Here is a 14153-nt window from a genome sequence, read left to right as displayed (position 1 = left end):
GCACCATGTGTGTTGATCAGGTTTCTTTTTTGAAAGACTGCGATGTTCAGTGGGTGATCTCTAAAGGCTTGGGATTTGTTCCTGACAATGCCGATCCCCAACGCAAGTACATTGAACTTTCTAAAGACAATTGGAAAGACTCCCTTCACGTCCTTCGTAAATTTCTTCGTGAATACAAGCCCGACGTCGCCGTGAGCTTTCAAGCTCCATGGTGGGTGAGCTACGCACTGTGGGCCGAGAATGTTCCTACGCGCGCGGGAGTGAAATCCCAGTGGCACAGTTTTCTGTTTCTGAACCGAGGTCTTCGCCAGCGCCGCAGTCTTGCCACTCAACATGAAGCGGACTACAACTTAGATCTTTTGCTTCACGCGTTTGATATTGAAGAAGATCTTTTGCAGGAAAAGACGCCAGTTCTACAACTCACGGCTCCTGAAAACATCGCGCTCCTAGATAAGCACAGACTGGCGATTAAAAAATATATCGTGGTGCATCCGGGAATGGCGGGATCAGCTCTAAACTGGCCGATTCCAAAGTACATCGAATTGATCGAAGAAGTTTCTAAGACAACACAAGTTGTGCTGACAGGAACTCCGGCCGATGAGCCTTGGCTTAAAGACATCAAAGAACATTTTAAAAGCAACCGCCATGTTCTTTCTTTGCAGAACCAATTAAAACCGGCAGAGCTTTTCACGATACTTAAAGATGCCAAGGCTGTTGTTGTGCCAAGCACGGGTGTTGCGCATATGGCTGCCTCTTTAGGCGCTACCGTCCTAGGAATTTATTCTCCCGTGCGCGTACAACATCCTCGCAGATGGGCTGCTCGCGGAAAAGACGTTCATATCTTTATGCCAGAAGTTCCTGACATCGATAACGTCGATCCACAGTGTATGGAGCAAATCAAAGTCGAAGATCTTTTGAAGGTCTTGGCTCTTCAGTAAGCAGATCTAATTTTTTTAGATCTGCAATGGCAGGTCCTTCGATCACTTTTCCTGCACAGTCAAAACGCGATCCGTGACAAGGACAGTCCCAAGATTTTTCAACATTATTCCAACCCACAATACAACCTAAGTGCGTGCACGCCGCTGACATGAAATGCATATCACCAGAGTCATCTTTGTAAGCTGCCACCATTTTCGCACCCGCTCGAAAAACGGTGCCTTCTCCTTCTTGCAGATCTGCCAATGGCGTTTTGGGTTTTGTCGTCACCCAATCGCCGTACTGAGCCGCCACATTGCTGTTCTCTTTGATAAATTCCGCAGAAGCTTTTAAGGAAATTCGCGATGGATTGTAAAGTTCCTCCCAAGGGTTTTCTCTTCCCATGATAAGATCTGTAATTAACATTGCTCCCAATGTTGAATGAGTCATACCATTCCCAGAGTCTCCCGTAATGATGTAAACATTTTCTTTGTCCATGGGGTTACGGCCGATAAAAGCCATTCCATCGACAGGTTCCATGACCTGACCAGACCACTGATAAAGAATATCCTCGATCATTGGAAATCGCGCTCGTGTCCAGGATTCAATTTTTTTAAAACGTTCTTCGGGATGATTCTCTTGCCCGGTTTTATGGTCCTCTCCGCCGGCAATGAGAACTTCAGTTTCTGCGGAAGGTCCCTTTTCTAAGCGGATGTAGTGATAAGGATCAAGAGTGTCCCAGTAAAGAGCTTTAGGAACAGATCCCGCAGGAATTTGAAATCCCAAAACGTAAGTTCTGTAAGGAGCTTGCTTCGTATGAATAGCGACAAGATCATTCACAGGAGAATTCGTAGCAACAACGACGGATTTACAATAAACGCGATGACCGTATTCTGTTTTTACAAAAGCTTCATCACCACCCTGAACTTCGGTGACATGAGTTCCCGTAAAAATCAGTCCGCCACCTTTTGTAATCCGTTCGGCAAGAGCCGCTAAATATTTTAAAGGATGAAGCTGCATCTGATTTGCAAACTTCAAACAAGGCCCCGTATCAAACGAAAGGAAAGGAGCTCTCTCAAGAAGTGCCACATCTTTAAGTCCCGCACGTTGAGCCGCTTCGAGTTCACGACGTAAGACATTTGGACGTGGGTCGTCTTGCGCAAACAAAAAGCCATCTAAATTTTCCAACTCACAATCAATTTGTTCTGAAGCGACGATCTGTTCTACTTTATCAATGGCGGCACGGTGGCTTTGTGCCGCAGTGACGGCTCCTTTTTCTCCGTGGTATTTTTCAATATCAAAAAAGCGATCGTCTAAAGCCGTTACGAAATGAGCTGTCGTCCGTCCTGTTTGGCCACTGGCCAGTCCATAGGCTTCAACCACACAGACTTTCTTCCCTTCCTTCATCAGCAAGTAAGCCGTGGTCAATCCCGCCATTCCGCCTCCGACAATACAAACATCCACATTGAGATTGTCAGAGAGCGGAGAAAAATTTGGCATAATTTGAGTGTCCATCCAAATTGACGTTGTCTCGCGGCGGTCTTGAGAATTCATGTTCTTTCCTTTGTTTTTTCCTGTTTAGATATAGAAAGAGCTTCTAACCTTCGCCATTTTTACTTGGATTTTCTGCGGGAATACACCACCGATGTGCCGAAATCTTTGCCTGAATCGCATGGATCCGTTAGTATTTTAACAATGCAAAGACAATTCACATACCCGCCTTCTTTTGAGGATTCTTTAACGAAAGCGCTGGCCAGTTATCAGCTCACGTTGAAAGATTCCAAAGCTCTCGCAAAATGTGTGCAGGCCTTATCGGATTTTTTTATTCATAAGCCTGACGACGCGACACCGTGGCACGAGACGTGGGCTCAAGTGGCTTATCTTTGTTATTATCTTCCTTTGAATGCCACTCGCCTTGGCGCCATCATTGAAGAAGCGGAGAAAAGAAATTTCTTTGCCGGCCTTGAGCGTGTGATTGATTTTGGTGCGGGATTGGCTACGGCGTCTTTGACACTTTCAGAAAAACGCTCTTTCAAGTTTCAACTCATTGAACGAGCGTCAGAGCCGCAAAAGATTATTGAAAAATTCTTCCCGCAGTTTCAAGCAGAGGAATGGCAGCGCACCTTCAGTGCTCCTAAGCTTAAAGATCCCGGAAAAACGCTGGCGGTTTTTTCTTACTCACTGACCGAATTGAGTGACATCCCTGATTGGGCTTATCAATGTGAAGCTTTGATGTTGGTAGAACCTTCTACCCAGCAGGATGGCAGAAAACTTTTGCAGCTTCGCCAAAAACTTTTGGAGAATGGCTATCATGTGTGGGCGCCGTGCACGCATGAAGGACCTTGCCCTTTGCTCACGCAGTCTAAAACGGACTGGTGTCATGACCGTGTTCATTTCGCCGCTCCTGAATGGTTCAATAAAATGGAAGAACAGCTTCCAATGAAAAACCGCACGCTCACGATGAGTTACTTGCTCATGCGAAAAACTCCAGCACAGAAAATCAATGCCGCCCGTGTCGTCGGAGACCAACTCAAGGAAAAAGGCAAAGACCGTCAAATGATCTGCCGAGGTTCTGAAAGAGAATTCCTTGCATGGATGCATAAATCCAAAATCGAACAGGAAATCCCTCGCGGTGTACTTGTTGAAATCCCTGACGATATCCAAAAAGTTTCCAACGAACTTCGCCTGGCTAAAAAAATTGAGGAGTATTTGTGATGACGTCTCCCCTAATTCCTTATTTAGATAATCCGCTTACTGACCTCTTTAAAGATCAATTAAAAGACAAGATACTTAACCAAATCTTCAGTTATCGAACAAACATATACTTCGAAAGCCTTTGGAACGAACTTCAAACTGAAAAAACGACTGGCAAAGAAACAGAGCAAGTGAACTTGCTCTTGGACAAAATTGTAAAAAGCAAAAATGGCCCAGACATGATTTTCGAGACGTATCGAAAAGTAGCATTTGGAGCTTCAAAAAATATAGGTCCACGAATGATCGGAATACTTTTAGCACCGATCTTAAAAGAAGAACGCATATCCACAGAAGACGAGGATCTAATATTTTCTGTTGCAGAAGAGCTGACGGATACCGAGCTTCTGGGTTTTACTAAGCATTTCGAAAAAACCAAACAACTACATTCCGATGATTTTAATGACGGGATTCCAGTTCCATTCTACAGAGAGAATTTAGAACAAACCGTAGGCAGATCCTTTTTTCGTCCGAATATCAATCTAGCCAAAAAGAAACTTGGCTCATTCGTTGGTAAACTGGCAAATATAGGAATTCTCCTTGAAGACATTATCGAAAATGAACAACCACAAGCCGATCCTCTTACAGGGATTCCTGGAGCTTCGGGCACTATTGCCATTGAATACAGCTTGATGATCGACCCTAAACATCAACGAATAGTGGATCTTATTAATCGTGCAATTGGTCCGACAACAAAGGGAACCGGAGAAGCCCTATGAGTTTTGACGACGACAACCAACAACCACCCATTGAAGTTTCTGCAAGCGACATCAGTCCCGAAGCTCTGCATGGGATTATTGAAAGTTTCATTCTTAGAGAAGGAACCGATTACGGTCGCGAAGAAGCTGCGTTCGAAACGAAATTCAAACAAATCAAAAAGCAGTTAGATAACGGTGACGTCAAAATCGTTTTCGATCCAAATACAGAAACTGTAGGTATTGTCACAAAAACAGAGTGGCAAAGAATGCAGAAGAAAAAGTAAACGCCGTCTCCTAATCATACACATGTGCTATATCCCATTTACCGTGACTCGAAATGAGTCACGGTAAACGACCCCCATTCCTGTTTATTCGAAATGGGAACATTTTGCTCAACTGAGCGAACATTTATGCCGATATATAATTACATGTTTAGGAACCACAAAGATGAATACCCGGGACGTATCTGTAACATTCATACTTATGCTCCTATTTATTTTAGGAGGATGTACACTGAGAGGCGATATCAGTGCGACCTCTCTTATTCCTAATCTTAAAGCCGCAGACTCCCTTGCTTATTACACAAACAATTCAGATATCAAAGTAACCCTGAAATTCAATCGTGCACCTCAAACGTTGGTTGAAAGTGAATTTCAATTAGTGAACGCCGACATCACGAATATCACGAAAGTAGATGAAACAACCTACATCGTTCACCTGACACCCAAAGGACAAGGACTTGTCTCTTTAAATCTTCCTCAAGGAGCTGCTTTGGGTCAGTACGGAGAAAAATCCGAAAGCTCCGACACCTTCGAGGTGATTTTCGACGACATTCTGCCTACGATTGGCACGGCAACAATTCTTCCCGCAGCCGTCAGTCCTGATCCACGTCCTATTATTGACGGGATGACGGAGCCTAAAGCGATCGTCACACTTTATAATTCCATCACTTGTTCCGGACAGATATTAGCAAACACAACAGCCGACAAAGATTCCGGAGAATTTCATTTCCCCATTGGCAATGCACTGACAGCAGAAGGTTCTTACTCGTGGAGTGTTCTTTCTGAAGACGCCGCAGGAAATACATTTTGTTATCCTTATCCTCTCCCCTATACGCTCGATCAAACAAACCCTTCGACACCTTCAATCAGTTTGGCGTTCGGTTCTATTCAGGACAGTCCCGTAGGGGTTGACATCGCGTCTTGCGATGATCTGAATCAAAATTCGGATTCGTTTTACAAAGTTATTTTTAGACAAGACGGAGCTCCTGCACCTGCTTTGACTGATGCCGACTGGATGAACTGCGCGACAGGTACAAACTACGTTGCAGTGGCGGGACCAGATGGCTCACACACTCTGACGATGTGGGTGCGTGACGAAGCTGGCAATATTTCACAAAGCAATCAAGTGACATTCACTTTAGATACATCTGTTCCGACGCTGACGGTTCCAACGACGGCGTCTTTAAACCGCAACGTGGGCGCGACAGTCTTATTTGTAGACGCTCAAGTGAATTCTAATGAAGAAACTCGCGGCACTTATTCTTTGCCAGCAGCTTCGTCCCCAAAATGTTCTGATTATGGAACTGTGAGTATCGATGCCACGACGGGCGCTTTGACATTTCAACCGGCCGCTCATTATTTTAATCGCTACAACAGTGCCGATTACAATGGCGGTCCTTGTAAGGTGAAAGTGCAATTTTCTGACAACGTTGTGCCAACACCGCACTCAGTGTCTTCGGAAGTTGCTATTACTGTGAATTTTGTGAATGAAGCCCCCCAAATCACAGCATGGCCTGGAACCAATGGCACCGTCGCAGAAAAATGCGGTAACAAATGTTTTGCCAATGCGATCTTTGACTTGAACTTTACAACAAATCCCGGTGGAGCGACATTTCCAGATCCACAGACTCTCACATGTTCTGCGACAACAGCGGATGGTTACTATGTGGATATCGCAAGCTGCAGTGTCTCTGGAACAACGGGAACTCTGTCTTTGCAGATGGGTGCAGCTCACGCTTCGGCTTCTGATACAACTCTGATCACGTTAACAGTCAGTGACGGTGTTACAACGGACACAAAAACTTTCGGCGTACATGTTGATAACTATGTGATGAGCATGTACCCAGCTTTGGCCGTCAGCAAACCGCTTTCTTGTATTTGGTGTCATGCGAATATTCAGGCCGATCTCGTAACTGATTTTGGAATTGCGCAAGCCAACTATGGAAACGCTAATAATATTCTTGGCGCAGCTCCGATCAATGCCTCTCACATGTTCCATGTCGACAACAACACCGTGCCGTTTTCAATCACAGGTTCGATGTATATGCCTGACATCACCATCACCGATAAAAACTTTATCAAACAGGCAACAGCAAATCCCAACTCGGCCCCTATCAACTTAAAAAATTTCTTCACCAATCCTTGGAACTACTATGCTCCTATTACGGATGCTCAGGGCACAATCCAAATGGATGGAGATGGTTTTGTCCAAGTCAATCCAGCGCCGACAGCGATGCCTGCTTGGCCGATGGCAAATATTCAAGGCGGAATCACTCTTAAATCCGCTGTTAAAATCAGAGCCCCTTCTGATGCGGAAGTTCTGGCGCTGGATGCTTCATTGAGTGCAGGTACTACAGCTTTCGTCTATAAAGGTCCAAATTCGAAACCAGGATTAAGTGGTTTGGAAATTCATGATTATGGTTACGGCAGCTTCGTGAGAAATAACGGAACGATTGTGTGTTATGGAAGTGTTATCATTAGCGGAACTCTTCATCTTGTAAATCCAGATATACAGACTGACGACGTGGGCTGCTCTATCTACGTTGCCGGAAACGTTTTTATCGAAACAACTCGAAATCCCGCGATAAATTACGTGGGCGGGGCCTCTTCTCCGACTTTGCAGATCACGTCTTCTCGCAATCTTCATATGGGTATCGGACTTTATGATCTTTATTCGATTCGCAATTCGAATAACGCTTATAACGATGCTTTGAAAATTGCCAATGCCGCAAATCCTGGAGGCCTTCGCGACGCCTCTGATGCCGCGTTAACAATTAAAAGTAATGACGATGCCGGAGCTTTCGAGTTTATGAAATGCCCTCTTCGTCCGGAACACGTTACATATCTTGAGTCTCACTATGTCTCTAACGGCAACTACACGTCTTGCGATCCGTCGGCGGACAGCGTGAAGTGCGCCTGGGCGAAAGAGCTTTTCAACACTTGGACTGGCACAGTGACAAACTATGATCACTTAACAACAACACCTCTCATTTATCGTCAGTCTACGAATTCACTTATCAATATGGTCACAGCTTACGAAACGATGTGCCGCTATAACGGCGCTTATCAAATGACGAATTACGCGAATTACGGTTGGACATGGGCCGGTTATTGGGGTGAACAACCAACGAAAGTGGGAGCAGCATCCATCAACGCTCTTCGTATTTCAACCATCTTCGATCACTTGCGTGTGAACGCTCAAAATGTGCACAGCCGTTATTATGGAGAATTCCGTGGATCTGTGATTTCTCCTTATGCGATCTTTGCGATCGGGAACTTGGTATTTAAATACGATACGCGACTTAACAGCGTCGTGCCTTATCCTAAGCTCATGGTTCCAAATCCAATTTTTGACGTTCAATAAGAGCAGACAAGAAGGCCTGACGAAAAATTCCTTTGAGTTTTCACTTCGAGATAAAAACTCAGCATGCGTTTCCATTCTTTGCTGCCTCGAAGATCAAGAACGGCTTTTTCTAACCACTTCTGCAAATCCGTGCGTTTTTTCGGATTGATAAGGACTTTGCGTGAGAACTTTTCAATGGGTCTGGCAGAAACATACAACTGCTTTTGCAAGCCCAACTCGCCAATCAAAGATCCGTAAAGCATACGCCCAAAAATCGCGAAATCGATTCTTTCGGAAGCCAGCATCTTGAGAATATTTTCGTAAGAACCCGCCTCAATTCTTTGCACCTGCTTGTGAGTGATCAAATCTTCAACCATCGCGTTTCGGTGCCCAATAACATTGGACGTTTTTTTACCAACCAAAGAATTACGATTTAAAAATTCCACGGGCTTTTGCGCGGGAGAGATCAAAAGGTTTTCATCTTCATACAGCGAGGACGTCCACAAAAACTTTTCTTCATGAGGATCTTTAAACCACTGAGGTGCGACCAAAGGCACCACATACGTTTTTTCTTCTTCCAGGTATTTTACCAATCGTGCCCGCGGAACCACTTCCACTTTGAAAATATATTTCCCCTGAGCTTTGGCATTTAAATATTTAGCAAGATCGTAAATAAGTCCGACCTCTTTATTTTGATCAACAATGAATGGCGGTGTCGTGTATGGCGAAAGTAGAGAAACGACTTCAGCAGAATACCCTCGAGTTATCCCGAAAACGCTGAAAGCAAAATAGAGAAAAAAGAATTCGTGAAAACAATGTCTTCATAATTGCATTCTATCACGAGATTTTTTGAAACAAGAAAACCGTGCTAAAGTACAAAGAGAACTTCAAAACTTCTCGGATTTTAAATAAAAAAACCGAGTGATCCGCGAAGACCACTCGGTTGATCGAGTTTTATTTTAAATGATACTTCAACGTTTAGTCGTGAACGCCGAAGCCTGACACAGGGAAAAGAGACACAGAAATTTGATATGTCTTTCCTTGTGAAACGCCTGTATCAAGAAACTGAGCCAATTCCTTGCGGAAAGCTTTGATTTTCTCTTTAGCTTCAGGAAGACGGTTTTCATCAACTGTGATTGAAATCGTTGATTGCTCACGCTCTTCCGTTGGCATTTTCTCCAAAAGACGCTCAAGCTTGCGCTTCATCTTTTTCTCGCGGCTGATTTCGCCAAAACGAGAAAGCTCTTCCGGAGTCAGGTTCAAACGCTCCCCGAACATACGGATTGTTCTCATTGTGACAGTTCTTTTGCCGTTTAGAATCTTGGACAAGAAAGACGAGTCCACTTCCAAATGACGAGCGAACGCACGCAATGAATAACGGGGATAGTTTTGGCTACGACGAGCCAATTCATCTTCAAGAAACTGTCTAAAATCTGAGTTTTTATTTACATCCTGCATGAGGACACAATTATTTGCAGGTACCCTAATAATCAATATTTTGTTCACAGCCTTACAGACATTTAATACTGCCATTCCGGGTGCGTCATGAAAAGGCCGAACATTACTTAATTTTTATCAAAAATCAATAACTTACGAGTGCGTCCCCGTTCGACAACTTCGTAATGTTCGTTGCTCAATTCATATCCAAAATTCGCTCTCCCGGCGAAAAACTGAAGCAGTTTTTCTTCATCTCTTTGAGGACACAAGATCAATCTTTCGGCTTCTAAGTGACCTTTTTCATGAAGACTTTGGATAATTTTAAAGATGGTAAACGCCCCCACTCCGGCAACAACAACAGAGCCCCGCAAAGGACGCGCAATCTCCTCCCCCTGTTGAGCAAGAAAGTGCGCCTGCGCAGGTGAATCCACACGATGATATTCGTTTTCAAAGCGTGTTTTTAGCTGTGCGATGATGTGCTCTACCTTGTCGACAAAATACACTTCGGGAAAAAGACCGCTTTCATAGGCGTTCAGTCCCATATAGCCATGGTCGCAACAGAAATCCCAGACCGGTTTTCCGGGCAAAAGAAGATCGTAAATAAGCTGCATTCGGCGAGAAAGTTTAAACATGGAGCGAGTCAAAATAGAATCCTCGTTGACTGTCTGTCCAGAGGAAAGGACACTCGGGCCCATGAAAAAGACACCTCTCGCAGAAACACATGAAAAAATGGGTGCCCGCATGGTCGACTTCGCCGGCTGGTACATGCCTGTTCAATACATCGGCCTTCGTGAAGAGCACAACAACGTGCGCACGAACGTGGGACTTTTCGACGTCTCTCACATGGGAGAAGTTCGCGTGAAAGGCCCGAAAGCTCTGGAGACCCTAGAGTGGCTGACAACAAACGACGTTGCCAAATTGAACGACGGTGAAGCTCAATACTCTCTTCTTCCGAATGACCAAGGCGGTTTGGTCGATGACATCATCGTTTACTGCCTTAAGAAAAACGAAGACTACCTTGTGTGCGTGAATGCCTCGAACAAAGACAAAGACTTTGCGTGGATGACGAAACACAACAAGGGTGCTGACATGACTGACGAGAGTGATCGTTGGGGTCAGATCGCCATTCAAGGACCGAAAGCTTTGGAACTTTGTGATCGCGTTTTCGGATTCAAAGTGAGCGAGATGAAATCTTTCACTGTAAAAACCGGCCAATTCCAAAACCATAAAATCATGGTCGCAACAACAGGCTACACAGGCGAAAAAGGCTGTGAAGTTTTCGTTGAGGCCGCAGGAACAGTGGCTCTTTGGAATGCACTTTTGGAGCAAGGTAAAGATTTGGGAGTCATGGGCATCGGCTTGGGTGCCCGCGATACTTTGCGCACAGAGATGAAATACTCTTTGTACGGCCATGAAATTGATGACACGACGAATCCATATGAAGCCGGTCTTGGCTGGGTGATTAAACCCGCTAAAAAAGACTTCATGGGAAAAGCCCAAATTGTAGGCAAAAAAGAAGCCGGTCTAAAGCAAAATCTTGTGGGATTTAAGATGCTTGAGAAGGGCATCCCTCGCCAAGGTTACAGCCTATTTTCTTTTGACAACAAAGAAATCGGCAAGGTAACAAGTGGTACACATTCTCCGACTTTGGATGAACCTATTGGGATCGCTTTTATCGACGTGGCTTATGCGAAAGAGGGAACAGAATTCCTTCTTGATATTCGCGGCCGCAAAGTAAAAGCCGTTGTGTGCAAGACCCCATTTGTAACGAAATAAGGAGCCGAACATGGCATTTCACATCCCTGAAGACTATTACTACACAAAAGAACACGAGTGGGCTCAAGTTGACGAGAACATCGTAACTGTTGGAATCACTGAATTTGCTCAAGATCAATTGGGCGAAGTCGTGTACGTTGAGCTTCCAGAAGAAGGTCAAAAAATCACTCAAGGCCAAACTTTCGGCGTTATTGAGTCCGTTAAAGCCGTGAGCGACCTTTATGCCCCAGTTTCAGGCACTGTGATCGAAGTAAATACAGCTTTGGGCGACGATCCATCTGTATTGAACGACGATCCAGTTAATGAAGGCTGGTTGGTTCGTATCGAAATGGATACCGAAAAGGAACTCGCAAATCTTATGAGAGCTCCGGACTACAAAAAATTGATCAGCGAGAAATAGTTTTTTCTTGCAAGATAGCGCAGAACTGCGCTATCACTGTGTTTCAAATTTAAGGTGTTGCCCCGCTGGTGAAATTGGCAGACACGCTAGACTTAGGATCTAGTGCGCAAGCGTGGGGGTTCAAGTCCCTCGCGGGGCACCAATTCCAACAGTACTCGAACCCACACGGGTTGAGCTGTTGAGACAGAAAAGCTGACTTTCGAGTCGGCTTTTTTTATGCCCGGAATCTGGGATTCCATCGGTTCCTGTGGCTTTCAATGATTCTTTTACGGGCGCGTAGAGGCCCATTTTGATCTTGGTTGGATGGATTTCGATGAATTTCACCAGATTTGTAAAGACTGGCCGTTGAAGCTCTTTAGGGGCTTGCTCTAAATTCGCTAACACTTGTTGGATCTTGGCCTTGAAACCCTCGTGGTTGATTTCTTGAGCGCGCAAATCCAGTTCTTTTGTTTTTAGATTTTCCTTTGCAAGTTTCAAGTCGTTCAACTTTTGAGTCATCTGCTTGATTTGCTCATAAAAAGCGTCAGCGGGAACTTCCGCTAGTAAGTCCGCAATTCTTTGTACTAAGTTGCTGATGCGTTTTGAAGTTGTCAGGATTTCTTGATCTAGCTTTTTGGTTTGCGCATGAATCTCTGGCAAGTCGCTTGTGGTCTTTGATTTGTAGATCTCGATCCACTTTGCAATGAGGCTTGGATCGCTTAACAGGGTCTTTAAAGACTTAATGACGATCTCTTCAAGTCTCGGAGCTCTGACGTTCTTTACCTGGCACTGATGCGCATGATCCTTTGCTAAAGGATTCTTAAGTTGAGGATGACCATAGTAAAAGTGCTTTTCAGTTCTGCCAGTGCCGGACTTACCACCGAGGGACTTCCCGCATTCGCCACATTGAACAAGTTCAGTGAGTGGGAATGGATATTTCTTCCAAGACTCAGGCTTGTATCTGTTCTTATTCTTACTTAGGCGTTCTTGGGTCTTATTGAATATTTCTTCGCTAACAATTGCGGGCCAAACGGCTTTTATCGTCTCTATAGCACCGCCTTTGTGTTTTACATCTTTAAGTCCCAAATACGTTTTGTTGGTTAAAAGGGATTGTAGAGTACCGACGGTAAAGATTTTGCCGCCTCTTTCAATGCCATGCTTGTTAGTAAACTTCTTGTTGAAGATCCCTTGCTGAATCAATGCGACTTGGGTTTTACGGAGCGATTCTTTTTCAAGAAAGGTCACAAATATTTTCTGAACAGCACTTGCTTCATCTTGATTGATGACAAGTTCACCTTTGTTTTTGGGATTGCGATCATAGCCCAATGGAATTGTCCCACCATTGAAAAGTCCACGCTTAGATCGTGACAGCCAGTTGGCTGCGATTCGTTCAGACGTTTGCATGCGTTCGTACTGGGCATAGTTGATAAGATTAAAGACCATCATTTCGCCACTGGCAGTTGTTGTGTCAAACTGCTCGCGTAAAGTGACGAAGCTTGCTTTATGCTTTTTTAAAAGATCCCAAACCTCACAGAAGTCTTTGATGTTGCGATTCAGGCGTGAGAGTTCCGTTGCTATGATGAGATCAATTTTTCCAAGTTTGATGTCGTTAAGTAAATGCAGGAACTCAGGACGACCCTTCATGTTCTTGGCGGATTTACCTTCGTCGCAATAAATGTCGACCAAAGTTCCCCAGTTGGGTTCTCTTTTATTTTGAAATTCTATGTATTCTAGTAAGCGATTTTTTTGAGAGACAAGTGAGCCATCTTGGATTCTGGCTTGTTCTTCCGTGGACACACGGATGTAGATTCCGATTCTTTTCATTAGCTAGCCTCCTTCATTTCTGAAGCTGTGCTTTGATCACTCGCTTGATCCTTATGCGTTTTCATAGCACGGTCAATTTCGAGCAAGGCTTTTACCAGTTGCACAACTTGGTTTTCGTAGTCAGTTCGTTTTAATTGCACCTCGATCATTTCAAGTTCGTAGTTTTGTACTCCTACAACTCGCATCAATTACTATTTTCCTTATTCATATCTGTACCTCCGTTTTTTGATTGATTGTTTTTTTTGCCTTTTCCTCCTGTCTTTTGTTCCCCTCTCTCATACTCTATTTCATTTATATTTTCCTATTAATTTTTCTTATCCTGTCCATTCCATTTTCCCGTTTCGTGACCACTTCCTCTCGTAGAGGGGGAGTGGTCACGAACGCTTGCGAGGGAAAATGGAATGGACAGGACTCCGAGTTCTTCAAATATTTTGAATATTTATAGGGGCTTTTTCTTCTTCAGATCGAATTAAATAACCGCGGAAGCTTTCCGTTTATTTTCCGCAGTATTTGGAACTCGCTTAAGTGTGCCAATGAATTGCGCGGACGCCGTGTCGCCTAAAATCCGCGATCGAAGGAACTTTTGGTTCAAATATTTTTCATTTCTGTCGCGGCGAATTAGGAATTTATTGTGTAAAAAAAGATTCAAATTTTTTGAAAGGTTTTAGCTATAGGATTCTGAAAAGAAAAAACCCGCTGATTTTCTTAAAGTCAGCGGGTTTCGATAATTACTTTGGCAAGTTCACAAG

13 protein-coding genes and 1 tRNA gene are annotated in these 14153 nt (G+C 44.2%); 8 read left to right on the top strand and 6 right to left on the bottom strand.

Annotated features, from left to right (window positions below; genetic code table 11):
• Nucleotides 1-5 precede the first annotated feature (5 nt).
• On the top strand, nucleotides 6-938 hold the full coding sequence (locus ACLSSO_RS03325; RefSeq protein ID WP_413944052.1) for a glycosyltransferase family 9 protein: 933 nt from the start codon (nucleotides 6-8) through the stop codon (nucleotides 936-938).
• Here ACLSSO_RS03325 and ACLSSO_RS03320 read toward each other — a convergent pair.
• Nucleotides 898-2469, bottom strand: coding sequence for an FAD-dependent oxidoreductase (locus ACLSSO_RS03320; protein WP_413944051.1), 1572 nt, complete (start codon nucleotides 2467-2469; stop codon nucleotides 898-900). The two genes, ACLSSO_RS03325 and ACLSSO_RS03320, sit on opposite strands and share 41 nt — an antisense overlap.
• A gap of 141 nt (nucleotides 2470-2610) precedes the next feature.
• Between ACLSSO_RS03320 and ACLSSO_RS03315 the strand changes: the two genes are divergently transcribed.
• The 4 genes from ACLSSO_RS03315 (at nucleotide 2611) to ACLSSO_RS03300 (ending at nucleotide 8009) form a co-directional block, all read left to right on the top strand.
• Nucleotides 2611-3630, top strand: coding sequence for a small ribosomal subunit Rsm22 family protein (locus ACLSSO_RS03315; protein WP_413944050.1), 1020 nt, complete (start codon nucleotides 2611-2613; stop codon nucleotides 3628-3630).
• Nucleotides 3627-4385, top strand: a complete 759-nt coding sequence (locus ACLSSO_RS03310) for a hypothetical protein (RefSeq protein WP_413944049.1) — start codon at nucleotides 3627-3629, stop codon at nucleotides 4383-4385. The genes ACLSSO_RS03315 and ACLSSO_RS03310 overlap by 4 nt, the downstream gene beginning before the upstream one ends.
• Nucleotides 4382-4648: a YheU family protein gene (locus tag ACLSSO_RS03305; protein WP_295906013.1), complete on the top strand. Its 267-nt coding sequence runs from the start codon at nucleotides 4382-4384 to the stop codon at nucleotides 4646-4648. Before ACLSSO_RS03310 ends, ACLSSO_RS03305 begins: the two co-directional genes overlap by 4 nt.
• A gap of 163 nt (nucleotides 4649-4811) precedes the next feature.
• The gene (locus ACLSSO_RS03300) at nucleotides 4812-8009 is read left to right on the top strand and encodes a hemagglutinin (RefSeq protein WP_413944048.1); all 3198 of its coding nucleotides are present in this window, start codon (nucleotides 4812-4814) and stop codon (nucleotides 8007-8009) included.
• Here the strand turns inward: ACLSSO_RS03300 and ACLSSO_RS03295 are convergent.
• From ACLSSO_RS03295 to ACLSSO_RS03285, 3 genes are all read right to left on the bottom strand, one after another.
• Nucleotides 8003-8581 carry a hypothetical protein gene (locus ACLSSO_RS03295; RefSeq protein WP_413944047.1) on the bottom strand — a complete coding sequence of 193 codons (579 nt, stop codon included), beginning with the start codon at nucleotides 8579-8581 and terminating at the stop codon, nucleotides 8003-8005. The genes ACLSSO_RS03300 and ACLSSO_RS03295 overlap by 7 nt on opposite strands.
• Before the next feature lie 385 nt (nucleotides 8582-8966).
• Nucleotides 8967-9446, bottom strand: a complete 480-nt coding sequence (locus ACLSSO_RS03290; RefSeq protein WP_413944046.1) for a DUF4423 domain-containing protein — start codon at nucleotides 9444-9446, stop codon at nucleotides 8967-8969.
• 107 nt (nucleotides 9447-9553) lie between these two features.
• Nucleotides 9554-10120, bottom strand: coding sequence for an SAM-dependent methyltransferase (locus ACLSSO_RS03285; protein ID WP_295901469.1), 567 nt, complete (start codon nucleotides 10118-10120; stop codon nucleotides 9554-9556).
• Between ACLSSO_RS03285 and gcvT the strand changes: the two genes are divergently transcribed.
• From gcvT to ACLSSO_RS03270, 3 genes are all read left to right on the top strand, one after another.
• A complete protein-coding gene (gene gcvT / locus ACLSSO_RS03280; RefSeq protein ID WP_413944045.1) occupies nucleotides 10119-11201 on the top strand; it encodes a glycine cleavage system aminomethyltransferase GcvT in 1083 nt (360 codons plus the stop codon). The genes ACLSSO_RS03285 and gcvT overlap by 2 nt on opposite strands.
• A gap of 10 nt (nucleotides 11202-11211) precedes the next feature.
• On the top strand, nucleotides 11212-11601 hold the full coding sequence (gene gcvH / locus ACLSSO_RS03275; protein WP_295901474.1) for a glycine cleavage system protein GcvH: 390 nt from the start codon (nucleotides 11212-11214) through the stop codon (nucleotides 11599-11601).
• A gap of 59 nt (nucleotides 11602-11660) precedes the next feature.
• A tRNA-Leu gene (locus ACLSSO_RS03270) sits at nucleotides 11661-11743 on the top strand.
• On the opposite strand, the gene ACLSSO_RS03265 is transcribed toward ACLSSO_RS03270, so the two are convergent.
• Together ACLSSO_RS03265 and ACLSSO_RS03260 are read right to left on the bottom strand one after the other, a co-directional pair.
• Entirely contained in the window at nucleotides 11722-13404 is a 1683-nt protein-coding gene (locus ACLSSO_RS03265; RefSeq protein WP_413944044.1) for a recombinase family protein, read from the bottom strand. The two genes, ACLSSO_RS03270 and ACLSSO_RS03265, sit on opposite strands and share 22 nt — an antisense overlap.
• On the bottom strand, nucleotides 13404-13592 hold the full coding sequence (locus ACLSSO_RS03260) for a hypothetical protein (protein ID WP_413944043.1): 189 nt from the start codon (nucleotides 13590-13592) through the stop codon (nucleotides 13404-13406). The genes ACLSSO_RS03265 and ACLSSO_RS03260 overlap by 1 nt, the downstream gene beginning before the upstream one ends.
• Nucleotides 13593-14153: the final 561 nt, after the last annotated feature.

The sequence above is a fragment of the Bdellovibrio sp. HCB-162 genome (genome assembly GCF_047344985.1).
Classification (GTDB): Bacteria; Bdellovibrionota; Bdellovibrionia; order Bdellovibrionales; family Bdellovibrionaceae; genus Bdellovibrio.
The sequence above is the reverse complement of the archived record's forward strand: the minus strand, read 5'-3'. Positions and strand labels throughout refer to the sequence as shown.

Coding starts and splice junctions, on each gene's coding strand:
- ACLSSO_RS03325 (WP_413944052.1), top strand. CDS start 6: ATGTGTGTTGATCAGGTTTCTTTTTTGAAAGACTGCGATGTTCAGTGG.
- ACLSSO_RS03320 (WP_413944051.1), bottom strand. CDS start 2,469: ATGAATTCTCAAGACCGCCGCGAGACAACGTCAATTTGGATGGACACT.
- ACLSSO_RS03315 (WP_413944050.1), top strand. CDS start 2,611: ATGCAAAGACAATTCACATACCCGCCTTCTTTTGAGGATTCTTTAACG.
- ACLSSO_RS03305 (WP_295906013.1), top strand. CDS start 4,382: ATGAGTTTTGACGACGACAACCAACAACCACCCATTGAAGTTTCTGCA.
- ACLSSO_RS03300 (WP_413944048.1), top strand. CDS start 4,812: ATGAATACCCGGGACGTATCTGTAACATTCATACTTATGCTCCTATTT.
- ACLSSO_RS03290 (WP_413944046.1), bottom strand. CDS start 9,446: ATGCAGGATGTAAATAAAAACTCAGATTTTAGACAGTTTCTTGAAGAT.
- gcvT (WP_413944045.1), top strand. CDS start 10,119: ATGAAAAAGACACCTCTCGCAGAAACACATGAAAAAATGGGTGCCCGC.
- ACLSSO_RS03285 (WP_295901469.1), bottom strand. CDS start 10,120: ATGGGCCCGAGTGTCCTTTCCTCTGGACAGACAGTCAACGAGGATTCT.
- gcvH (WP_295901474.1), top strand. CDS start 11,212: ATGGCATTTCACATCCCTGAAGACTATTACTACACAAAAGAACACGAG.
- ACLSSO_RS03265 (WP_413944044.1), bottom strand. CDS start 13,404: ATGAAAAGAATCGGAATCTACATCCGTGTGTCCACGGAAGAACAAGCC.